The organism is Chryseobacterium cupriresistens, assembly GCF_046614675.1.
Lineage (GTDB): Bacteria > Bacteroidota > Bacteroidia > Flavobacteriales > Weeksellaceae > Chryseobacterium > Chryseobacterium cupriresistens.
Window position 1 is genome coordinate 610,679 of the sequence record NZ_JBKKJT010000003.1, and the last position, 23,622, is coordinate 634,300.

Sequence of the window (23,622 nt, forward strand, 5' to 3'; positions counted from 1 at the left end):
ATTTCTTTTTTTTTAATCATTTATTTTGGAATTATTGATGAAAAGTCGTAGAACTACGACAAAATTTCAGATTATCCATTGAAAATTTCCTGAATAGCAATTACCGCTTTATCTTTGTAATACCACCAATCCAATTACAAAAAATTAATAATGATTACAATCTGCATATTACAACAATAAAATCAGGTGAAATCCTGAATTTCAACAGGGATACAAAGTAAACTAATAGTTGTGCTTTTCCTTTTAACACCCTGTTACGATCTCAATATCCGGATTCCTCTTTACAGATGAAGCACGGATAGTGAAATGATCTGAACTTTATGGTCCGGATCACTTTCAGCTTAAAAAAATCTGACACCCAATCAATCAAAATATTACCATTATGTTTCAGGACGATCATTCACCCAAATTGCCTGTTTCCAAAGATAAAATTTCAGCTGTAAAGAATGTTAAACAAACATTGACGGATGAGGCCGTTCATAAAGCTGCTCAGGAAGTACAGGAAAAATCGAGTGGAACCATTAAAAAAGCTTCAGAAAAAATGGCTCAGGCCCAGGCCTATACAGGGATGGCTCAAAACGGGTCCCAAATGTTTATGAACCAGGTTAAACAATCCAACCCTCCCACACTGGTAGAAGATAAAGTATGGGCTAAACAGCCAACTTCAGGAATTTATAATGCCAGTACGATACCTGGAAATCAGGTAGCCGGAATTAACCGTGTGGTAAAACTTGAAATCGTAATTGACGGAAAGGTCATTAAGCATTTCAAACATTTTCAGTTAAAACAAAGTGCTGTAAAACATCATGAATTTGATCTGATGCTGGCTCACGATAGTTTGGGAAATTCCGAAAACCACAATCTGGAAGAAGCTCAGAACTTTCTGGGAAAAAGAATTACGGTTATTTTCAGATATAAAGACGTTGAAGACGGTCCGGAAAGAAATTTCGTTGGAGTCATCACAGAAGTAGGTTTCAGCCAGGAAAAAGGAAGCCTGGGAAATATCGTTCTTACAGGATCCAGCCCTACGGTTCTTTTAGATGCAGCACCCCATATTCAAAGTTTTGGCGGAGCCCAGGAAATCAGTCTGAACAGTATTGCAGATCAGGTGATCAAAGAAGGTCTGGGACAAAATACGTTCGATTTCAGAGTAGACGCAGCCCATGGAAATGTTTCTTACAGCTCACAATATGAAGAAACTCATTATAACTATCTGGCCCGAATTGCGGAAGCCTACGGTGAACAGTTTTATTATGATGGCGAAGTACTGCATTTCGGGAAACTTCCACCGCAGGAAAAACCTGTAAAGCTAACCTATGGCAGCAGTGTGAGTGATGTCAAGATAAAAATGAAGGCACAGCACGTGAATCCGTCATTTTACGGTTACAACAGCAGTAAAAATGAAAAATTAACGGCTGGAAGCTCAAAGATTAATCACACCTCAGATATTGCGAAGAGAGCCTATGAAATTTCAGAAAAAACATTTACCACTCCATCGCTGAGGGTAGCTCCAATAAAAGCGGTGTCTTTCATGGATGTGGAAACTTCTCAGAAAGGAACTGCCGGAAGTAAGGCTGCTGAAGTCTTTGTTATTTCAGGAGTTACAACAGTACCATTCCTTTATCCCGGCTGTATCGCTGATATTGAAATGAGAAAAGCCGAAAGCAGTGAAACAACCTATTTTACCAAACTGATGATTACAGACATGTATCATGAGGTAGATGCCAGAGGATATTATACCGGCACTTTTGAGGCAATAGCTTCTGATACAGGATTTATTCCCCGTCCGGAGTTCCATACCCCCAAAGCGGATGCCCAGTTTGCCAAAGTAATTTCCAATGCAGATCCTTTAAACCAGGGAAGAGTGAAAGTACAGTTCGACTGGCAGAATGGTTCTACTACCACAGAATATATCAGAGTAATGACTCCTGATGGCGGAGGCAGCGAAAAAGTGAGTAAAAATCGTGGATTTATGGCGATTCCGGAGGAAGGAGATCAGGTAGTGGTCAATTTTGCACACCAGCATCCTGACCGTCCGTTTGTGATGGGAGGAATGTTCCATGGCGGAGTTGGCGGTGGCGGCGGTGCCGGAAATAATATTAAAAGCTTAAGCAGTAAAAGCGGACATACCATGAGTCTGGATGATGCAGGAGGAATTACCGTAAAAGATAAAGATCAAAATTCTGTTTTTCTGGATGGAGCAGGAAATATAAGCATAGACAGCAAAATTTCCATTACGCTGAATTGCGGAAGCAGCTCGATTTATATGGATAAAGAGGGAAATATTCAGATTAAAGGAAAAGAAATATTCGTACAGGGAGTCAATATTGGTGTTGGTGGCACAACGAGTATCGGAGTTGGAGTAGGGCCTGAAGACGGTGAACCTACTTCAGGTGTCGGAATCAAATCTGATACACTGGATATCGGAACCAATACGCTTTCCATGAGAGGTGATACAGAAGCCAATCTCAGCAGTGGAGGAAAAATCAATGTCGGTGGAGGAAGCGAGACGAATATTGTAAGTGGAACTGTAAAGCTGAATTAATGAATCCGGTAGATTTGGAGTTGGTAAAATTAAAAAGACAATGGCAGAAAGTGGTTTCAAAAAACGAAGAAAAGCCTATGCTGATCTGTTTGGGAGAAAAACATGAAACCGATCTTTTTGATGGATTTATCAAGTCGAAACTTTCTGAAGATGAAGAAGGAGATGATGTTTTTTTACTCCATTACCAGGAATTTAACGGAATGAACTCCTTCGGACAAACCTTATTGGATGAATGGACTGAGTTCTATGAAATGCTGAGGAAAAGCGAGGCAGATATTCCCCATTGGAATCTGGAAAAGCCGGATGAAAGTTTTAAAACAGATGCTTACAAAGCTTTTTACCCTTTGCTGGAACTAAAGAAAAACTTCCCGAATATTAAGGATTCTAAAATCTATATCTACATTGCTCCGCTCAGGATTAATGATACCGAAGAACTTTCTTTATGGGTGAAAGAATGGTGCAGGATCTGTGAAGCAACGGGAAATAAAGATATTAAACTGGTTTGGGCGGAACATCACCATTACAGGACTCTGCCCGGTATCTCTTCAGCCCATAGCTTCAGAATAGAGGTAGACATTCATCAGTTAATGCAGAATACTGCCGCTCATACCAACCGTAAGAAGAACAGCCCGGATACAGACTTCCAGCAGCAGATTCTTATAGCGAGTAATCATTTAAGCAAAGAAAGATTCAAAGAAGCAGAGCACGCATTGAAAAAGGCGGTGAAGCTCGCCGGAGAACAAAAAAATAAACAGGGCGAAATTTCTGCCTATTTTATGCTTACCCAGGCATATATAGCGGACAGGAAGAAGGATAGGGCAGAAGATACCTATCGGACAATATTTGAAAAAGTAGAACCTGATACTCCTCTGGAAGTTCAGATGTATATGAATTATGGCAGCCATTTATTAGGCAACTCCAAAAAGTCCAGGGCAGAAAAAGCATTTGAAAAAGCCGCAGAGACGGCTCATAAAATAGGAGAATATGCAATGGCGATTGAGTGTTACAGGATCATCGCTACATTGAATGATACGGTGCTGACAAAAGATAAAATGATCCGGTATTTTGAAAAATGTCTGGATATAGCAAAACTGATGGATCCTTCAGCAAGAGAACAGAGCAGTCTGAGGTTTGTTGCCTCAATGCTTATTCTCAAATATGAAGGCGATACTGATAAAAAAACAAAACTGGATAGTGAAATGAAGACTTATTTTGGTGATGACTGGAAGGTGAGCGTGGAAAAACCAAAAGCAGGGTAATCTCAAATTAAAAGAATCATGGCAGATCTGAATAAAAAAACAGTAAAACCCATTAAAGTAGCAAAACCGGACATGAACCCAGACCGCTCATGGAAGGTAAATACAGATGTTACTTCGGTAAGCTGGGATAAAACCAAACAGGGATGGAAGAACGGAATGAAAAATAATTTCGATTCCCTGAATCCTGTTTCCATGGCTAAATCCATAGTGGGAGGAGACGCCGGACAGCCGGAAAAAAGCAGCGGAGGCGGAGGTGGTGACAGTGCCGTGACAGTAGAAAAGGCCGCTCCGGAAAGCAAAGTGAAACTGATTAAGGTCAATAATCCTGCAATGCCTTCCACAGCCATTCAGCATACAAGTAAACATTTTGATATCGTACTGGCCATTGATATCCACTGGACTCTCATTCCGCCGCCGCCTTCATTCATGTTTATTCCACTGCCGCTGCCCCATCCGTTTATCGGGATTGTTTTTGATATAATGGATTATATTACCATTAAAATTACAATTCCACAATTTGCCAGAAACCTGATGCCTTCTCTTCCGGAAACTATTCCGCTGGGAGGCTCTATATATGTTCATGGAAGACACAAAGCAACCACCACGACCAGTGTGATGGGAGTGGTCATTCCGTTCAGACATGTCACATCGCTTATTCCGGTGTATATCATTCCTTTTCCTCAGGAAGCTCCACACGAAGGAGAAGTGTATTACGGTTCGCAGACCGTTCTGGCGCAGGGAAGTAAAATGAGCGGTAACCAGCCTCAGCAGGTATTAACCTGTATGGGATTTCCTTTCGGAATGACAATGCTGCCCGCAATGCCTGATAAGCCGAAGAAAAATCCGCTGGCCTATTTTGCTTTCTACAATAACTTTTCAAGCATGTATATTCAGATCAATACGGGTGGACCTGTATTGGTAGGAGGCGCTTTTGTACCCCATGTTTATACACCCGGAGAAATGGTGATGCGTCTTGCCGGAATGTTTTTAATGAGAAGTTTAACCAAGAAATTAGGAAAACTTGGTGCTAACGGTTTAAAAAAGCTAAACAACAGTGTTCTTAAAAAAGCTCCTTTCAATAAATTCAAATTAGCCAATGCTTTATCCAAAAAATTATGTCATTACGGCCTTGAACCTGTGAATTTTGCAACCGGTGCCATGGTTTTCGAATGGGATGATTTTATAATTCAGGGCAGTACACCATTAAGCTGGAAAAATATCTGGCACAGCGACAGACCTTATGATTTCGGACATCTTGGAAATGGTGTTTTCAATAATCATGATCTGTTTATTCTTCCTGATGAAGATAATAAGTTTGCAGGCTGGATGCATCCGGACGAAAATATGGCAATGCTGATTCCTGCACCGGAGATTGGAGAAGAAATGACTTATTTCAGAGATCAGAAAATATGGCAGTACAGACCCAATAGCAGTATCTGGATTGTTCGTAAAGGAACTGATGTTTATACATATAAACGTTTTCATCATATTTCGGAAGGAGTTGTTTATAAGGTAACCCGTATTGAATATGGTGACGGAACAATCAGGGAATATGAGTATGAAGCCAGGAACATTGTACTGAAAAGTATAAAAGATGTAAAAACTGGCTGCAGTATAGAAACTGTAATTCACCCGACATATAAAAAAGTAACAGAAGTTTACTATTGTTATAAAAACCAGAGAGATCTGCAGGTTAGGTACGACTATGATGAACGTGGCAACCTTACCCATGTCTGGGATATTCACAAAAAGGCCATTGTGTTTGACTATGATGGAGAAAACCATGTTGTGAAAAGAACCAACCGGAACGGGATGAGCTATCAATGGGAATATGATAAAAACGGAAGAGTAGTTCATACCAAAGGTACGGATGGATATATGGAAGGAAGACTTCATTACCATGATGAGGAAGGTTACACAGAAGTTATCTATCCAAAGCAAAACAATAAAACCGAGGAATATCATTATGATGAAAACTTTCTGGTTTACAAAAAAGTAAATGGAGAAGGTGGAGAAACCTGGTACGATTATACAGCCCACAACGAGTTGAAAATGACGGGGTCCCCGGAAGGAAGAGTTCAGGGATATACCTATGATGAAATGGGAAATATTAAAATCTTCCATACCCCGGATGGAGAAGAATACCATTATCAATACAATGAATTCGGACAGGTAATTGCCCGTTTCTCTCCTTCGGGAGCTTCGGAAACATGGAGCTATGATGAAGAAGGAAAACTAATCAGCTATACCGACCCTGCTGAAGAAAGTGTATACTATGAATATGCAGACGGTGAAAGAATTCCTGAAAGAAGCAGCAGAGAAGAGATTGCTACTTATTATAAATATAACCAGAGAGGCCAGCTTACTCAGCTCACCAACACTGCCGGAGCCGAGCAGTACTGGAAATATGATGAGTATGGAAGGCTGACGGTGTTCAGTCCGGGCCCTTTGAACAGAACCCTCTGGAACAGGGATAAAATGGGAAGAGTGGTTGAAGTGAACGAGCAGGGGCAATTCCCGTTAAAATTCCGTTATGATGCCTATGATCTTCCGGTGTATGCTACCGACGGGCGTGCAGAATGGCTCATGAGCTATACGCCGATGGGAAGCCTTAAACGTCAGGTCCGCAGGAATGCTCTTTCCCATAAAAAAGAAGAAACATTGTTTTTCGGGTATGATGCTTATGAAAATTTAATGAGCATTACCAATGAGAAAGGAGAAGTCTATTCTTTTGAAAGAAATAATAATAATGATATCATTGGTGAAATAGGGTTTGACGGCCAGAAAAAGTTCTTTGTAAGAGATAAAGACGGAATGGTTACCCAAACCAGGACTCCTCAGGGAAAAGATATTTTTCATGAATATGATCTGGGCGGAAGATTGACACAGACCCATTATCCCGACGGAACCTGGGAAGCCTATCAGTATGACACTTCAGGATTATTGGTTAAAGCAGATAATGAAAACAGCAGTGTCGCTTTTCAGAGAAATAAATTAGGACAGGTCACCAGTGAAAAACAGGGTGAACATATCATTCAGTATGAATATGACAGTCTGGCAAATCTGATCGGTTTGAAAAGCAGTCTGGGAGCCGAAGTAGACTATTCTTATAATGATCTGGGACAGCTTACATCGGTAACTGCCGCTACTCCGGAAGTGCATGCACCCTGGCAGATGAATCTTGAGATCAGCCGAAACGGGCAGATGCATTCCCGTGAAATGACCGGCGGGGTGGAAAGCATTTTTGAATTTGACCATATCGGAATGCCGGTAAGTCAGAAAGTAACAGTGAATAAAACCAATACTACCTTCCATAAAGACTACGGCTGGGGAGCCGGAAACCGGTTGCTTCATACCCTGGACAGGGTGACGGGCGGAAGAACAAGATTTGATTACGATGCTTTCGGAAGCCTTGTTGCTGCAGAATATTCAAGCGGAGAAGTGCAGTACAAAAATCCGGATGCTACGGGATGCTTATATGAAAGCGCCCGGCAGACTGACCGTATCTACGACAAAGGAGGAAAGCTGATGCGTGATAAAAACTGGTTCTACCATTACGATGAAGAAGGAAATTTATTGTTAAAAAGTAAACGGCCAATCAACGATGCCAGATCTGAGCGTAAAGAAGAACAGGAGAATACGCATCCTTATTATAAAACCATTGCTTCAGATTGGATGAACAGCCCGAAACTGCCGGATGGAGCTGATTTACCCAATGTAGCCGAAAATTCTCCAACAGAAATTCAAAGCACGGAATGGTCCGCCGGAGACTGGGCATATTCCTGGAATGCCAACGGAATGCTGGCCAAAGTAAAACGCCCTGACGGCAAAGAAGTAAGCTTTGAGTATGATGCCCTCGGAAGAAGAACCTCAAAAATTGGTCTGAAGAAAATAACTCGTTATATTTGGGATGGTAACGTTCTCCTGCATGAATGGAGCTATGATGCTGAAGAAGTTCCTGTAACGGTTGTAGATGATGACGGGAATGTCAGCGTTGGAAAAGAACCTGTGGAGAATGTGGTGACCTGGGTGTATGAGCGAAATTCATATATACCATGTGCTAAAATTATCAATGGAAAAAGTTACTGCATTGTTTCTGACTATATAGGCAGACCTGTTCAGGCTTTTGATGAAGGAGGGCAAACCGTATGGAGTACAGAATATGATGCCTATGGAAATCTTAAAAACTTAAAAGGAAATAGATATTTTATTCCTTTCAGACAGCTTGGACAATATGAAGACCAAGATACTTGGTTATACTATAACAGGTTTCGTTATTATGATATAGAAAGTGGAAATTATATTTCTAAAGACCCAATTGGATTAAAAGGAGGATTAAGCCTTTATAACTATATAAAAGATATAAACTGGTGGGTTGATATTTTTGGTCTAGCGGGATCTGGGGGAGCTTATCTGTTTGGATTTGCAAGTGGGGATAAGTATATAGGAAAAGGTGAAATTGGAAGAATGAATCAATCCATTTCTACAAGAACTTCACAAGTTGGTAAAATGGGTGGAGATAATACTCTTATTGGAAAAGCACATGTTAGTACAGGAGGAAATAATGATCTTGGAAAAATGGTTGAGTATAAAACAATGAAAGATGCAGGCTTCAGACCTGGTGGAGCTGGAGTACCGGCGGATTATTTAAATAATCATATGAGTGGTAAATCTACTTGGGATGCAAACCCTCAATTACAAGCAAGAGCAACAGAATTGGCAGATAAATTACAAGCTGATTATGATGCTGATGTAAAAGCAAGAGCAAAAGTAAATTATAATTGATTTTAGTATATTATATGGAAAAATATAAAGTAGATTTTGGTGAAACTTCTCATTTTAAAGGAATAACGATTTCTTATGATCACATTGAGGAAGGTCTGGACTTTGCCCAAAAAAATAATATTAATGAGGTATGTATATCGACTGATGATATTGATACAAAACAAGTGGTAAATTTTGATTTTTTAAAGGGAAGGAATTTTATTACAACTTTTCATTGGCTGGTTCCCTTAGCTAAAAAATCTAACATTACAGGTTTGTATAATTTGTCAGGATTGGAAGATTTCCGTTGGAGTGCTGGTACAGATTTTAATCTTGATTTATCAAAGATACCTAATTTGAAAATTCTTAACATTGGCTACTATAAAGGTTTAGAAGGTTGGGAAAACTTAAAGTCACTAAATCGTTTATTAATTGGAAATGTAAAAACTGATGATTTATCTTTTCTAAGCGAAACTGTTAACTTAGAATTTTTGCGTATCATACGGGGAACTTTTATCTCTGTTAAAGGAATTGAAAAGTGTAGTAAATTAAAAACAGTATTTATTCAAAGTTGTAATTCTTTAATTCATGTAAAAGAAACCATTAAGCAAATGAAGAGTATTGAAAATTTGCTTTTAGAAAAATGTAAAAATGTAGACCTGGAAGGAATTGAGTTGTTAGGATTAAAAAATATCTCAGTTATTTAATTTATAGATACGATAAAAGATAAAATTCAGGCTCTGCAAATTTTATATTCCACAAGAATTTGATAAATAATTTGGATAAAGTAAAATTAGACAAGAAGCCTTAGACATTATAAAAAAACATCATGATTCACATATGATAATGGCTTGGCAATATCTTTTGAAAGTTGGTATCTCAATTGTCTTGAAGAGGTTAGTTGGTGACAGGAGAATTGATTGAATTTAAAGTCATTATAAAAACAAGTATTGTAAAGTTTATTAATTCATTAGAATAACACCTACTGTATAAACTATGTAATCCAAATCCAATTCAAATATATTATGAAAAAAATATTCTCTGAACTTAAAGGTTTCGTGATATTCAGTCCACAGCTTTTAGCACAGTATCTGCAGGACTATCATCTTTCAGGTACTAATATTTTAAAATATTTCGTAGAAAATGAACATGGCGATGAAATAACAAAGTCGGGAATCGCTATTCCGATAATAGGGGTAGAAGAAGATTATTATGCATTCCGGGTTTCTGTGAATGATGAAAAGATTCTGAGTGATGAAGAAGTAGAGGTGGAATCAAAAGGCTGGATATTTCAGACGGCGAATAATGAAGTAAAAATTGTCGGCATTGGATATCTGAAGGATATCGCTGCCATCAGTGAAGAAAACAGTGTTACCCTTTCTCTTGAAAACGGGTGGTACTCCTTAAAAATAAGGGGCGGAAATAAAAATGGTGAAAGATTATTTGAACTGAATATGCAGAAACAGGACATGCATCCTGCTTTTAGTGGAGATATCACCACTGAATATTACTACGGATAGTATTTAAAGCTTAATACTTTCTGTGTAAGGATAAATAGCTGATGGTGAGTTCTTAATGTTTATGTTTGACAAACTTGAGAAAATAAAGTTTTCTGCAAAGTTGCAGAAATACGAATTTTATTGAAAAAATATTTTGTCAGTAATAAAAAACTTTCTATATTTGCACCACTGAAAACAACGGTGCTACCAGAGTTTAAGGAGAGTTGGCAGAGTGGTCGATTGCGGCAGTCTTGAAAACTGTTGACTGTAACAGGTCCGGGGGTTCGAATCCCTCACTCTCCGCAAAAATCCTTGAATCAAATGATTCAAGGATTTTTTTATTGCTCATCATTCTAAAGAGCAATTCCTTAGAATCACATCTGATAAATGATTTTTCATATTCTGGACATTGTCCTGAATTCGGTAGGTCTCATATTGGTAAGTTGATAAAAATTATTGCTGAAAGCGGCAATATGGGAGTACCCAATTTCATAGGTAATTTCAGTCATATTCAGATCGGTATCTTTAATTAATTCCATAGGCCGGAAAATCTTAAGCATTTTTTAGGATCAAGAAAAGAAAATATACATTATTAGAAAGCAGGTGATTCGTTAATGTAAATCTTTCAGATATTTTTAAGTTCAAGATTGGGAAAACGTAACTTTCATCTAATCCTGCAGAATCCCATTTTTGCAGGTTTTTTTGTTCTCTGATTTCCGAAATTTTCAGGTGTTTCCAGGTGCTGTTTTGTGGAGTGTTTTCATGTTTACATTCTTATATCATATTATTGTTTAGGCTGACTGTTTCGTAATTATTTGTAGTTAGAGCGTAAAAAATGGTAATCGAAAATGATGATTTGCCTCTTTTTTAATAATGAAAAGTGTGCTTTTTACATTTTTTTTTCGTGCAAAATGAAAAAAAAAATAATTGTTCTTATCATAATATTTATTCAAAAAAAAATAATCTTTTTAAGGGTATTGTGAAATTGCAATTGATTGTGAATTCATGTCTTATGAAATAAGTAAGTGTAAAATTAATGATAACCTTATCATATTTTTTATACAATTGATATCATAAAAATTCGATATGTAAATCATTGATAAGCAGTAGATAATAGCGGATTTATTTTTTTTATTCAGATGAATTTTTATATTTGTAATGTTACCAAAATGTTAACAAACTAATGAATCAGAACTTTATTCATACCTATGTCTCTGTAGATTGTGTTGTCTTTGGATTTGACCATGAAAACAGGTTGAATATATTACTAGTACAACGCCATGTTGATGACGTTCCGTTGGAAAAGCAGATCAAACTTCCTGGAAGTCTTATTTTCAGCGATGAGGATGTAGATGATGCAGCACAAAGGGTACTTCATGAACTTACAGGGATTAAAAAAATGGTTCTCAAACAGTTCAAATGCTTTGCCGATCCCATGAGAGCGAGCAATGCCCATGATATCAAATGGATGGATCAGGAATACAAACATCATATAGACAGGATCATTACAGTGGCCTATCTTTCTCTTTGTAAAATAGATCATAAGATCAACAGTACAAAATATGATACCGTAGACTGGTATCCTATTGATGAGGTTCCGGTACTGCCTTTTGATCATAACAAAATTATCACTGAATCTTTAATGGAGATCAGAAAATGGATTGAATCTGATTTCTCCATTATTTTTGAGCTGCTGCCTAAAAGATTCACCATAAGACAGCTTTATCAGCTGTACAGTGCTTTAAATGAAAAGAATATTGATATTAAAAATTTTCATAAAAAAATATCCTCATTCCCCTATATCGTTCCTTTGGATGAAATTCAAAAAGATGTATCACACCGCGCAGCAAGATATTACCGATTTGATGCTAAAATCTACAAGAAAAACAATACAAAACTTATAAAATAACCCTTTTAAAAAAATTATGTACTTACTAGGCTATGACATTGGCAGTTCTTCTGTGAAAGTGTGTCTCATTGAGGCGTCCAGCGGAAAAGTGATTGCTTCTGAATTTTCTCCCAAAAAAGAGATGAAAATCACTGCTATAAATCCCGGATGGGCAGAGCAAAATCCGGTAGACTGGTGGATCAATCTTAAGTTGGCACACGAAGCTGTCATGCATGAATCCGGAGTACATGCAGAAGATATTAAAGGAATCGGAATTACCTGGCAGATGCATGGGTTGATTCTTGTAGACAAAGATCAGAACCTTTTAAGACCATCCATTATCTGGTGCGACAGCCGTGCTGTACCTTATGGTGAAAAGGCTTTCAAAACCATAGGAGAAGAAAAATGTCTTTCACATCTGTTGAATTCACCGGGAAACTTTACAGCATCAAAGCTTGCCTGGGTAAAAGAAAACGAACCTGAGATCTTTGAAAAGATAGATAAAATAATGCTTCCCGGAGACTATATTGCCATGAGACTTTCAGGGCAGATAGGAATGACCATTGAAGGATTATCAGAAGGAATATTCTGGGATTTTAAGAACAACTGCATTTCGGAAGATATCATTAACCACTATGGAATTCCTGAAAGTTTCTTCCCGGAAATTGTACCTACATTTGGTATTCAGGCAACAGTTTCAAGGGCAGCAGCGGAAGAATTAGGCTTGAAGGAGGGTACACCTATTTCTTACAGAGCAGGAGACCAGCCCAACAATGCGCTTTCCCTGAATGTGTTTAACCCTGGAGAAATTGCCTCTACAGCAGGAACTTCAGGAGTGGTTTATGGAGTGCTGGACCAGCTGGAATATGATAAATTATCAAGGGTCAATACATTTGCCCATGTCAATTACACACCGGAACAGATCAGGCTTGGGGTTTTACTGTGTATCAACGGAACCGGAATTTTAAATTCCTGGCTGAAACACAATTTTGCAACTTCGCTTTCTTCCTATGGTGATATGAATGATATGGCTTCACTTTCACCCATCGGATCGAAAGGGTTAAGTATTATTCCTTTTGGAAACGGAGCTGAAAGAGTGCTGGAAAATAAGGATACAAGCTGTTCAATTCACGGAATAAACTTCAATATCCATTCAAAAGGCGATATTCTTCGTGCAGCACAGGAAGGTATTGTATTCTCTTATGAATATGGAATGGATATCATGAGAAATATAGGCATGGATATACAGGTGATCCGTGCAGGAAATGCCAATATGTTTTTAAGTTCAATCTTTCGCCAGTCGCTATCCAGTGTCAGCAATGCGGTTATTGAACTTTATGATACCGATGGAGCGGTAGGAGCAGCAAGAGCTGCAGGAATGGGAATAGGATTTTATTCAGATTCCAGAGAAGCATTCTCTTCACTCGAAAAAATAGCGGTGATAGAGCCCGAACACGAAAAACAGGAACAATATTTAGAAGCCTATGCCAGATGGAAACATCATCTTAACGAAATAATCTAGGACCATTACAACAGCATTTTTCATCCTCTTACTGACTTTTCAGAATCAGTGAGAAGGGAATTTCTACGCAAAAAATTAAAAACAAAAATAAAAATAATCAAATAAATATGAACACTTTAACAGGTACAAAAGAGTTTTTTACAGGTATTGAAAAAATTAAGTTTGAAGGGAAGGAAAGTAAGAACCCGTTGGCGTTCCGTTACTATGATGCGGAAAAGATCGTGATGGGAAAACCTATGAAAGACTGGACAAGATTTGCGATGGCATGGTGGCATACCTTATGTGCCAACGGAAGCGATCCGTTCGGAGGACCTACCATTCACCATCCTTGGGATATCGGAAACGATCCGGTAACAAGAGCAATGCACAAAATGGATGCAGGTTTCGAATTCATGTCTAAAATGGGATTCAATTACTACTGCTTCCATGATATCGATCTGGTAGACCCTGCCAACAACTGGAAGGACTACGAGAAAAATATGCAGACTATTGTGGAATATGCAAAACAAAAACAGCAGGAAACAGGAATTAAGCTTTTATGGGGAACAGCCAATGTTTTCACTCATGAAAGATACATGAACGGTGCTTCTACCAATCCAAATTTTGATGTAGTAGCCTGTGCAGGAACTCAGGTGAAAAATTCAATAGATGCCACGATAGCGCTTGGTGGTGAAAATTATGTTTTCTGGGGTGGAAGAGAAGGATATATGAGCCTTTTGAACACAGACATGAAGCGTGAAAAAGATCACCTTGCCCGTTTCCTTTCCATGTCAAGAGACTATGCACGCCAGCAAGGTTTTAAAGGAACTTTCCTGATTGAACCTAAACCAATGGAGCCTACCAAGCATCAGTACGATTATGATTCTGAAACAGTAATCGGATTCCTTAGACATTACGGATTAGATAAGGATTTTAAACTGAATATCGAAGTGAATCACGCTACATTGGCAGGTCACACATTCGAACATGAGCTTCAGGTTGCAGTAGATGCAGGACTTTTAGGAAGCATTGATGCCAACAGGGGAGATTATCAGAACGGATGGGATACAGACCAGTTCCCAATTGATTATTATGACATGGTTCAGGCGTGGCTGGTGCTGCTTCCGGCAGGAGGTCTGGGAACCGGAGGGGTGAATTTTGATGCCAAAATCAGAAGAAATTCTATTGATGCTGAAGATCTGTTCATTTCCCACATCTCAGGAATGGATGTATTCGCAAAAGGTCTTCTTGCAGCGGCTGATATCCTTGAAAATTCAGATTACAAAAAGCTGAGGACAGACCGTTATGCTTCTTTTGATAACGGAAACGGAAAAGCATTTGAAGAAGGTTCACTTACACTGGAAGATCTGCAGAGAATAGCTCACGAAATCGGCGAACCACAGCCAAAAAGCGGAAAACAGGAATTGTTTGAAGCCATCGTGAATATGTATATATAATTAAAAATAAAAGGCTTATCAACACTAAGGATTTTTATACACAATAATTATTAAAGAGCCTTTTATTCAACAACTAATACTAAAATAATAATTATGAACCGATTTTATTTCAATAAAAGCAATAGAGCAGCACTGTTTTTTGCAATGACTCTATTGCCTTGCGGCATAGCATATTCACAGGTTAAGAAAGATACAGTAGCTAAAGAAAATAAAATAGATGAAGTTGTTGTGATAGGATATGGAACCCAGAGAAAAGAGGCTGTAACAGGTTCTGTAGCCACTGTAAAAGGAGATGCCCTGCGTGAAGTACCTTCTGCCAACATTACCCAGGCATTACAGGGAAGAACGGCAGGGGTAGATATCTCGCAAACCTCCACTAAACCGGGTGCTGCCATGCAGATCCGTATCAGGGGAACACGATCTCTGACAGGAGATAATAACCCATTGATTGTATTGGATGGTATTCCTTTCGTAGGATCACTGGGAGACATCAGCTCAAGTGATATCAAAAGTATTGACATCCTGAAAGATGCTTCTGCTACAGCCATCTACGGGTCAAGAGGAGCAAACGGTGTTATTCTCGTTACAACCAACAGAGGAGCAAAAGGGCAGAGGCCTAAATTTACCTATAACACCTTTACAGGAGTTCAGACCTTGTTTTCAAAATATCCGATGATGGATGGTCCTAAGTTTGCAAAACTGCGTGCTTATGCCATTCCTGCGGGAAATAAAACGCCATTGTATTCCAACGGGGCTGATGAAAATAACAGCGTCAATACTGACTGGCAAAGCCTGTTTTATAAGCCGGCGATGATGACCAGTCACGATGTAGGGGTTTCAGGAGGAACAGAAGGTGGAAATTATAATGTAGGATTATCCTATTTTAAACAAAATGCATTAATTCCTATTCAGAGTTACGAAAGATTTGCCCTGAGAATGGCGATTGACCAGCAGGTAGGATCTGTCTTTAAGTTTGGTTTTACAACCAATACAAACTATTCTGTCTCTGAAGGAAACGGAGTAAATCCGGGAGCGGTTCTGGGATATTCTCCGATTGCCAATCCTTACAATGCGGACGGAAGCCCGAAAAGAGTAATGAGCACCGCAGGCGGTATCGATCAGACATGGATTTATACCAGAAGAAGCCTGGAGAGCCTGGCAGAGAAATATATTGATGAAACCAAATCTTTTGCATCCTATAACAACCTTTACGGAGAAGTCAGCCTTCCAGTCAAAGGATTGAAATACAGGTTAAATGTAGGGTTGGATTTCCGTACTTCAAACAGTGGAAACTATAGTGGTGTAGGAGTTTTCAATACAAATCCTCTGGGACCGTCAGCGGCAGGAAAAGGGAATAACCAGACTTATCACTGGGTATTGGAAAACCTCCTGACGTACGACCGTACATTCGGAAAACATAAGATCAACGCAGTAGCATTATACTCTGCAGAACAGAACAAGTATACAAGCTCATACATGAGTGCAAAAAATGTCCCTGCAGACTTTTTCCAGTATTATAACCTGGGACAGTCACCTCAGGCAGATATTACAGTAAGACCTGAAGACCAGGCGTACTGGAAAACAGGCCTGCTTTCAGCGATGGGAAGAATCATGTATACGTATGATAACAGGTACATGCTTACAGCCACACTCCGTGCCGACGGATCTTCCAGACTGGCACCGGGTAACAAATGGCATACCTATCCCGCATTATCATTAGGATGGAATGTTACCAACGAATCCTTCATGGAGAATATCAAAGCGATTAATCTCCTGAAATTCAGAGTAGGATGGGGGCAGACTTCCAATCAGGCAGTAGATCCATACACTACGATGGGAAGATTTAACGTGGCTCCTTATAACTACGGAAGCGCAGGAAGTGCAGGAATCTATGGAAATCAGCCGCCTAATCCAAACCTTGGATGGGAATATTCAAAAACACAAAACTACGGGGTAGACTTCGGGATCCTGAACAACCGCCTTACGGGAAGTGTGGAATATTACAAAACCCATACATTTGACCTGTTGACACAAAAAAGTCTTCCGGCAACAAGCGGTTGGTCATCCATCGTTTCCAATGTAGCCGAAACGGAAAATAAAGGGGTGGAAATTTCCTTGAACGGAGTTATTTTTGATAACCCGGATGGGTTTACATGGGAAGCCGGAGTTAATTTTTACACCAATAAAAACAAAATTTTATCTCTTGCATCCGGAACACAACGGGACATCAATAACTCATGGTTTGTAGGGCATAATATCAATTCATTGTATGATTATCAGTACATCGGTCTTTGGCAGGCTGGCGACCCGTATCAGAGCATTCTGGAGCCGGGAACTGCTGCGGATGTTATAGGATCTATCAAGGTTCTTTACACCGGAGGCTATAATGCTGACGGAACTCCGGTAAGAGCAATAGGACCGGATGACAGACAGATTTTTGATACCGCTCCGAAATTCCAGGGAGGATTTAATATGCGCTTTGCCTACAAGAATTTTGAACTGAGCACAGTAGGAGCTTTCCAGCACGGAGGAATCCTGGTGAGTACGATTTACGGATCTGCAAGTTATCTTAACAGATTAACGGGTAGAGGAAATAACGTGGATGTGGATTACTGGACAGAAGATAATACCGGTGCTTATTTTCCGCGCCCGGGACGTCATTTGAGTGGCGATAATCCAAAGTATTCTTCTACTTTAGCAATGTTTGATGCTTCTTACCTTAAGCTTCGTACCATTACATTAGGCTATAATGTCAATAAAGATTTTTTAAAGGATCTGAAAATTACCAGCTTAAGAATTTACTTTACGGTAACCAATCCTGTTGTGCTATTCTCACCTTATCATAAGTTCTCAGGAATGGATCCGGAACCAAACTCTTTCGGAAATGAAAACCAGGCAGTAAGCGGATATCCAAACCGCCAGCTTGTCATAGGAACGAACAACCCTTCCACAAGAAATTACTTAATGGGACTTAACTTAACCTTTTAAAACTGTACTGTCATGATAAATTTTAACAAAAAACTGCTATTAGGAGCAATCTTTTTATCCTTAACATTTACAGGTTGTAGTGAAATTCTTGATGAGCAGCCAAGAGCAATCTATACAGCTGACTATTTTAATACACCGGATGGAGTTAATCAGGGATTTACGGCTTTATACAGACAGATGAGATTACTGTATGGCAATGGCTATTTTATGAGCAATTGTCAGAACGGAACTGACGAATCTACCTGGGCACAAAGTGCGGATGGAAACTTCAAAGAATTGGATATGTCCGGAAACGGTATTATCAATTCCAATACTTTTCCTACCAGTATGGTCTGGAACTCCGTATTTCCATATATTAATACTGCCAACGGAATCATTGAAAAAGGACCTGGATTCGGAATTGCAGAATCTATGATTTCTGAAGCCCGTTTCTTCCGCGGATTTTACTACTTCATGCTCGTACAGACCTATGGAGGAGTTCCTCTGGATTTAGGAGCAGGGGAATTGAAATATAACACTCTGCCTTCCACCTCTTCTGTAAGAAATACCGTACCGGAAGTATATACAAAAACTGTTTTTGCTGACCTTAAAAAAGCAATAGAAAATTTACCTGCATCACCAAGGGTAACAGGTGGTGTAACTAAAAATGTTGCAAGATTGATGCTTGCCAAAGCTTACCTTACTTATGGATGGTGGCTGCAGAATCCAAACAGCATTCCAACTTATCCTGAAGTGGCAAGAACTGATCCTGACGGACACAATGCCCAGTGGTATTTCCAGCAGGCTTATGATATCGCCATGGAAGGAATCAACAATCCCGGACCTTATACGCTTCAGCCTACTTTCTATGATGTGAATGTAGGTTCCAATGACAGGAATACCGAATCTATGCTGTATGCAGACCATACACAGTCAAGTACATACTACAACGAAAGTGATCCTGTAGGATTTGGATCAGGCTGGGCTCCGGACAATTTTGCAGCATGGATGCAGACCTGGAACTATACTGCCATCAAAAGCAGTAAAACCACAGCGTGGGAAGGAGCGGACGTTGTAAGCGCCGTACAGAGAGAAGCAGCACAGCCATTGGGACGTCCATGGGTGCGTATGTGTCCTACCTTAGGTGTTATCAAAAATACTTTTGCAGATAAAACCAACGATTCCCGTTATGATGGAACTTTTGTAACCACCTACAGAGGAAACTGGAACAAGAATGGAACAGGCCTTACAACGGTTCCTGTACTTTATAATGCCAATAATTTACCTGTACAGCCGGGAGGAGCTATCTTAAGCTTCCTGAATGATGACAGTCAGACTCCTTCTTACCCTACAGGATCCGGACAAAGTGGTGTAGGAGCAGGAACCCTTCCGGGAAGAGCAGACTGGGTGATCGCACCGAACGGAATCAGCAGAATTGTATATCCGGGTCTTTGGAAAATAGGAACTTACCGTACCGATGATCCAAATGGATTAGGATATCCGAATGCAGGATTAACCCGTCCTTTCAGTGTTGCCAAATTTTCAGAATTCTATTTTATTGCCGCAGAAGCAGCTGTAAAAGGAGCTTCAGGAGCTATGACAGCCAGAGATCTTATCAACGTCATCCGTGCCCGTGCCGGAAAATGGAAGTTCAATAATGCACAGAATACCGCTTATGTGGCAGATAACAGTGCCGCAATGACTGCTGCTACGCCATCTGTAATTACCATTGATTATATCCTTGCAGAAAGATCCCGTGAATATTACGGAGAATTCTACAGATGGTATGATCTGGTACGTACACAGAAGTGGGGAGATTATGCGGCAAGTTATCAGATTGGAGGAGCTTCTTATGGAGATCATGATCCGCAGACGGTGACAAGAACAATAAAACCTTTTCATTATCTGAGACCGATTCCTCAGAATCAGATTGATGCGATGGAAGTATCGGCAGATATTAAAGCAAAATATCAGAATCCGGGATACAATTAATTTCATTCTACATTCATATCAGTAACAGAGTAGGTGTGAAAAGCACCTGCTTTGTTTATCTGAATTAAATTTTAAAACTATGGAAAAAACCTGGCGTTGGTTTGGCAAAAAAGACAAAATAGCACTCAGCACACTTCGTCAAATAGGAGTAGAAGGAATTGTTTCTGCCCTACATGATATCCCCAACGGAGAAATCTGGAATTCAGAGGCCATCAATGATTATAAAAACTATATAGAAAGCCACGGACTTCGCTGGTCTGTTGTGGAAAGTCTTCCCGTGAGCGAAGCCATCAAATACGGAGGTGAAGACCGTGACTCTTTATTAGAAAATTATATCATAAGCCTTGAAAATCTGGGTAAAGCAGGTGTTACAACAGTTTGCTACAACTTCATGCCCGTTCTCGACTGGGCAAGAACCGACCTCTTTCACGAATGGGAAGATGGTTCATCCTCACTTTATTTTGACAAAGCCAAGTTTGCGTACTTCGAAATTCATATCCTTAAAAGGGAAGGTGCAGAAAACGATTATGACCCGGAAATACTTCAAAAAGTAGAAGAATTAAAAAATACATTAACGGAAAAAGATAATCATGACCTGATCGATTCAGTCATTGTAAAAACACAGGGTTTCGTGAATGGAAATATCAAAGAAGGAGAATTGAATCCTGTAGAAAAGTTCAAAAGTCTGCTGGCTTTGTACGATGGTATAGATAAGCATCAGCTTCGCCAAAACATGAAATATTTTCTTGAAAAAATAATGCCTGTATGCGAAAAATGGAATATCCAGATGTGTGTACATCCTGATGATCCGCCTTTTTCATTACTGGGCTTACCCAGAATAGTAACCAATGAAGAAGATATCGACTGGCTTCTGAAAGCTGTTGATAATCCTCACAACGGATTAACATTCTGTGCCGGATCTTTAAGCGCCAACCTTCAGAATGATGTTCCAAAGCTTGCGCAAAAATTTGCTCACCGTACCAAATTCGTTCACCTGAGAAGTACAAATGTCTTTGAAAACGGTGATTTTATCGAAGCTCATCACCTGGGAGGAAGAGGAAAACTCATTGAAGTAATCCGTGTATTCGAAAAAGAAAATCCTGATCTTCCGATGAGAATTGACCATGGAAGACTTTTAACGGAAGATATTGACAAAGGATATAATCCCGGCTATTCATTTTTAGGAAGAATGCTGGCATTGGGCCAGATCGAAGGAGTAATGGCTGCAGTACAGTCGGAATTACAAAAAAATTAATCTGCGTTTGTAATAAATAATAAAAAGTAAAATGAAAGACCTGTTTAGTATTGAAAACAAAGTAGCAGTCATCACAGGGGCTTCGGGCGTTTTGGGAGGCAGCCTTGCCAAAAGTTTTATAGAGGCCGGAGCAAAAGTTGTTGCACTGGGAAGAAACCAGGAAACATTGGATGCCCGGGTAAAAGAACTGACAGATTTGGGTGGGGATACACTTGCTGTAGAAGCCAATGTGATGGATATTGAAAGCCTTGAAGCCGCTTCAGTGAAAATAAAGGAAAAGTATGGACGTATTGATATTCTGCTCAATATAGCGGGTGGAAATATTCCGGCAGCCACCTTATCTCCCGAACAGTCATTTTTTGATATGGATATGAAAGGATGGGCAGAGGTTACCGATCTGAATATCAACGGAACTGTTTATCCGAGCTATGTTTTCGGAAAAGTAATGGCTGAGCAGGGGAGCGGAAACATTATTAATATTTCTTCCATGGCTGCCTATTCAGCAATTACAAGAGTGGCCGGATATTCTGCCGCCAAATCAGCAATTACCAATTTTACGCAATGGCTGGCTTCTGACCTGGCATTGAAATTTGGAGATAAAATACGCGTTAATGCCGTGGCTCCCGGATTTTTCATTGGAGATCAGAACCGCGCAATCCTTCTGAATCCGGATGGAAGCTTAACGGAAAGAAGTAAAAAAGTAATGGCGAAAACACCTATGCAGAGATTTGGAGAAGTAGAAGAACTGAACGGGGTTGTACAGTTTCTGTGTTCAGATGCAGCAAGTTTTATCACAGGAGCACTGATTCCTGTTGATGGAGGTTTCAGCGCATTCAGCGGAGTATAAAAAGCTAATTTCTTCATATCATCAAACAGGACCTTAGTGGTTTCATTAAGGGTTCTGTTTTTAAATGTAGACACCTAAGTGTTGTGAAAATCATTGATTTTCATCTTATGTGAACTTTTCTGCATAATCATAATTGAAGTGTTCTAAAAACAAAGCTTTTGTGACTTTTGTGGTTTTGCAGAGTGTAAACAAGTTAATTAAAATCCAGGATTGTAAAAATAAATAATGAGTAATTCCATTAAAAATAAAAACGTTTTCGGAGAATTGTTTTTGCTTGAATCAGCAAAGGCAGAAAATCTGTATTTCGGATATGCCAAAGACATGCCGGTGATCGATTATCACAATCACCTGGAACCGGATGTTATTTCTGCTAATCAGAATTTCCGTTCTCCAAACGCTATCTGGCTGGATGGTGATCATTACAAATGGAGAGCCATGAGAAATTTTGGTATTGATGAACAGTATATTTCCGGAAATGCTTCTGATCACGAAAAATTCATGAAATGGGCAGAAGTGGTGCCTTATACCCTCCGCAACCCACTGTTTCACTGGACTCATCTGGAACTTAAAAATCCTTTTGGGATTAACGAATATTTATCACCCAATAATGCAGATATGGTGTATCATCAGATGAATGAAAGTCTGCAGACATCTGGTTTTTTACCACAATCCATCATTCAGAATTTTAAAGTAGAAGCGTTGTGTACTACGGATGATCCTGCAGATGATCTGGTTCATCATAAAGCTTTAAAAAGCAGCAGCTTCCAGACAGCTGTTCTTCCTGCTTTCCGCCCTGATGCTTATATCAATATGATTAATCCCGAACAGTATCTTTCAGGAATTAAAAAGCTTGAAAAAGTCTGTGGATTTTCCATCGTGTCAGCTTCTGATCTGTTGAATGCACTTCATGGTAGAATCAATTATTTTGTGGAAGCAGGGGCAAAAGTAGCCGACCATGGCTTTGAATATTTTCCGGATACCACAAAGTGGAATCAAAACCTTGAAAAAGAGTTTTCAGAATTCCTGAAAGGGAATATTTCAACATTTTCCGATCCGGATGCCTTATGTGGCTATATGCTGAAAGAGCTTTGCAAAATGTATGCAGAAAAAGGCTGGGTACAGCAGTTTCATGTAGGGGCAACCCGAAACAACAATTCAGAAATGTTCAGAAAAATGGGCGCCAATGCAGGATATGATGCCATTGGAGAACCATATTATGCACAGCGATTGAGTGTTTTGCTGGATGCATTGAATTCAGAAGAAAAACTGGCCAAAACCATTATATACAATCTGAATCCGGCATTTAATGAAGTTTTGGCATCCCTTGCCGGAAACTTCAATGAAGGAGGCATCAAATCCAAAGTACAGTTTGGAGCAGCCTGGTGGTTTCTCGATCAGCTCGACGGGATGACGAAACAGATGAATACACTTTCCAATATCGGTCTGATCAGCACTTTTGTCGGCATGCTGACCGATTCCCGAAGCCTGCTGTCATTCTCAAGACATGATTATTTCAGAAGGCTTTTGTGCAATCTGTTCGGAAGTGAAATGGAAAGAGGTCTTCTTCCCGATGATGAAAAATGGGTAGGAAAGATCATTCAGGATATCTGTTATCACAATACAAAAAATTATTTTGAAATCTAATACC

14 protein-coding genes and 1 tRNA gene are annotated in these 23,622 nt (G+C 39.5%); 14 read left to right on the top strand and 1 reads right to left on the bottom strand.

Features of this window, described 5'->3' with window-relative positions; genetic code table 11:
• Window positions 1-382: 382 nt before the first annotated feature.
• The 6 genes from ACLI50_RS11700 (at window position 383) to ACLI50_RS11725 (ending at window position 10,370) form a co-directional block, all read left to right on the top strand.
• Window positions 383-2,545, top strand: coding sequence for a type VI secretion system Vgr family protein (locus ACLI50_RS11700; protein ID WP_411413849.1), 2,163 nt, complete (start codon window positions 383-385; stop codon window positions 2,543-2,545).
• Window positions 2,545-3,804 (top strand): tetratricopeptide repeat protein, encoded by a 1,260-nt coding sequence (locus ACLI50_RS11705; protein WP_202842965.1) that lies wholly within the window; start codon window positions 2,545-2,547, stop codon window positions 3,802-3,804. The genes ACLI50_RS11700 and ACLI50_RS11705 overlap by 1 nt, the downstream gene beginning before the upstream one ends.
• Before the next feature lie 18 nt (window positions 3,805-3,822).
• Window positions 3,823-8,589 carry an RHS repeat-associated core domain-containing protein gene (locus ACLI50_RS11710; protein WP_411413850.1) on the top strand — a complete coding sequence of 1,589 codons (4,767 nt, stop codon included), beginning with the start codon at window positions 3,823-3,825 and terminating at the stop codon, window positions 8,587-8,589.
• Window positions 8,590-8,603: 14 nt separating this feature from the next.
• A complete protein-coding gene (locus ACLI50_RS11715) occupies window positions 8,604-9,275 on the top strand; it encodes a hypothetical protein (protein ID WP_411413851.1) in 672 nt (223 codons plus the stop codon).
• A gap of 318 nt (window positions 9,276-9,593) precedes the next feature.
• Window positions 9,594-10,088, top strand: coding sequence for a hypothetical protein (locus tag ACLI50_RS11720; protein WP_411413852.1), 495 nt, complete (start codon window positions 9,594-9,596; stop codon window positions 10,086-10,088).
• 197 nt (window positions 10,089-10,285) lie between these two features.
• A tRNA-Ser gene (locus ACLI50_RS11725) sits at window positions 10,286-10,370 on the top strand.
• Between the two features lie 92 nt (window positions 10,371-10,462).
• On the opposite strand, the gene ACLI50_RS11730 is transcribed toward ACLI50_RS11725, so the two are convergent.
• The gene (locus ACLI50_RS11730) at window positions 10,463-10,606 is read right to left on the bottom strand and encodes a helix-turn-helix domain-containing protein (RefSeq protein WP_238349688.1); all 144 of its coding nucleotides are present in this window, start codon (window positions 10,604-10,606) and stop codon (window positions 10,463-10,465) included.
• Between the two features lie 644 nt (window positions 10,607-11,250).
• Here ACLI50_RS11730 and ACLI50_RS11735 point away from each other — a divergent pair.
• The 8 genes from ACLI50_RS11735 to uxaC all read left to right on the top strand — a co-directional run bounded on the left by ACLI50_RS11735 (window position 11,251) and on the right by uxaC (window position 23,618).
• Window positions 11,251-11,976, top strand: coding sequence for an NUDIX hydrolase (locus tag ACLI50_RS11735; protein WP_047430953.1), 726 nt, complete (start codon window positions 11,251-11,253; stop codon window positions 11,974-11,976).
• Window positions 11,977-11,992: 16 nt separating this feature from the next.
• On the top strand, window positions 11,993-13,477 hold the full coding sequence (locus ACLI50_RS11740; RefSeq protein ID WP_227941534.1) for a xylulokinase: 1,485 nt from the start codon (window positions 11,993-11,995) through the stop codon (window positions 13,475-13,477).
• A gap of 107 nt (window positions 13,478-13,584) precedes the next feature.
• Complete coding sequence (xylA, locus tag ACLI50_RS11745) at window positions 13,585-14,913, top strand: xylose isomerase (RefSeq protein ID WP_110009770.1); 1,329 nt, start codon at window positions 13,585-13,587, stop codon at window positions 14,911-14,913.
• 93 nt (window positions 14,914-15,006) lie between these two features.
• Entirely contained in the window at window positions 15,007-17,901 is a 2,895-nt protein-coding gene (locus ACLI50_RS11750; RefSeq protein WP_343643302.1) for a SusC/RagA family TonB-linked outer membrane protein, read from the top strand.
• Between the two features lie 12 nt (window positions 17,902-17,913).
• On the top strand, window positions 17,914-19,872 hold the full coding sequence (locus tag ACLI50_RS11755) for a RagB/SusD family nutrient uptake outer membrane protein (protein WP_343643303.1): 1,959 nt from the start codon (window positions 17,914-17,916) through the stop codon (window positions 19,870-19,872).
• A 79-nt stretch (window positions 19,873-19,951) separates the two neighbouring features.
• A complete protein-coding gene (gene uxuA / locus ACLI50_RS11760) occupies window positions 19,952-21,127 on the top strand; it encodes a mannonate dehydratase (RefSeq protein ID WP_343643304.1) in 1,176 nt (391 codons plus the stop codon).
• Between the two features lie 31 nt (window positions 21,128-21,158).
• Window positions 21,159-21,974, top strand: a complete 816-nt coding sequence (locus tag ACLI50_RS11765; RefSeq protein WP_343643305.1) for an SDR family oxidoreductase — start codon at window positions 21,159-21,161, stop codon at window positions 21,972-21,974.
• 225 nt (window positions 21,975-22,199) lie between these two features.
• On the top strand, window positions 22,200-23,618 hold the full coding sequence (gene uxaC, locus ACLI50_RS11770) for a glucuronate isomerase (RefSeq protein ID WP_411413853.1): 1,419 nt from the start codon (window positions 22,200-22,202) through the stop codon (window positions 23,616-23,618).
• The last annotated feature ends 4 nt before the right edge of the window (window positions 23,619-23,622 follow it).

Excerpts from the sequence above, each read along its gene's own strand:
- ACLI50_RS11750 (WP_343643302.1), top strand. The coding sequence starts at position 15,007 with ATGAACCGATTTTATTTCAATAAAAGCAATAGAGCAGCACTGTTTTTT.
- ACLI50_RS11740 (WP_227941534.1), top strand. The coding sequence starts at position 11,993 with ATGTACTTACTAGGCTATGACATTGGCAGTTCTTCTGTGAAAGTGTGT.
- xylA (WP_110009770.1), top strand. The coding sequence starts at position 13,585 with ATGAACACTTTAACAGGTACAAAAGAGTTTTTTACAGGTATTGAAAAA.
- ACLI50_RS11720 (WP_411413852.1), top strand. The coding sequence starts at position 9,594 with ATGAAAAAAATATTCTCTGAACTTAAAGGTTTCGTGATATTCAGTCCA.
- ACLI50_RS11700 (WP_411413849.1), top strand. The coding sequence starts at position 383 with ATGTTTCAGGACGATCATTCACCCAAATTGCCTGTTTCCAAAGATAAA.
- uxaC (WP_411413853.1), top strand. The coding sequence starts at position 22,200 with ATGAGTAATTCCATTAAAAATAAAAACGTTTTCGGAGAATTGTTTTTG.
- ACLI50_RS11730 (WP_238349688.1), bottom strand. The coding sequence starts at position 10,606 with ATGGAATTAATTAAAGATACCGATCTGAATATGACTGAAATTACCTAT.
- ACLI50_RS11735 (WP_047430953.1), top strand. The coding sequence starts at position 11,251 with ATGAATCAGAACTTTATTCATACCTATGTCTCTGTAGATTGTGTTGTC.
- uxuA (WP_343643304.1), top strand. The coding sequence starts at position 19,952 with ATGGAAAAAACCTGGCGTTGGTTTGGCAAAAAAGACAAAATAGCACTC.
- ACLI50_RS11765 (WP_343643305.1), top strand. The coding sequence starts at position 21,159 with ATGAAAGACCTGTTTAGTATTGAAAACAAAGTAGCAGTCATCACAGGG.
- ACLI50_RS11755 (WP_343643303.1), top strand. The coding sequence starts at position 17,914 with ATGATAAATTTTAACAAAAAACTGCTATTAGGAGCAATCTTTTTATCC.
- ACLI50_RS11715 (WP_411413851.1), top strand. The coding sequence starts at position 8,604 with ATGGAAAAATATAAAGTAGATTTTGGTGAAACTTCTCATTTTAAAGGA.
- ACLI50_RS11705 (WP_202842965.1), top strand. The coding sequence starts at position 2,545 with ATGAATCCGGTAGATTTGGAGTTGGTAAAATTAAAAAGACAATGGCAG.
- ACLI50_RS11710 (WP_411413850.1), top strand. The coding sequence starts at position 3,823 with ATGGCAGATCTGAATAAAAAAACAGTAAAACCCATTAAAGTAGCAAAA.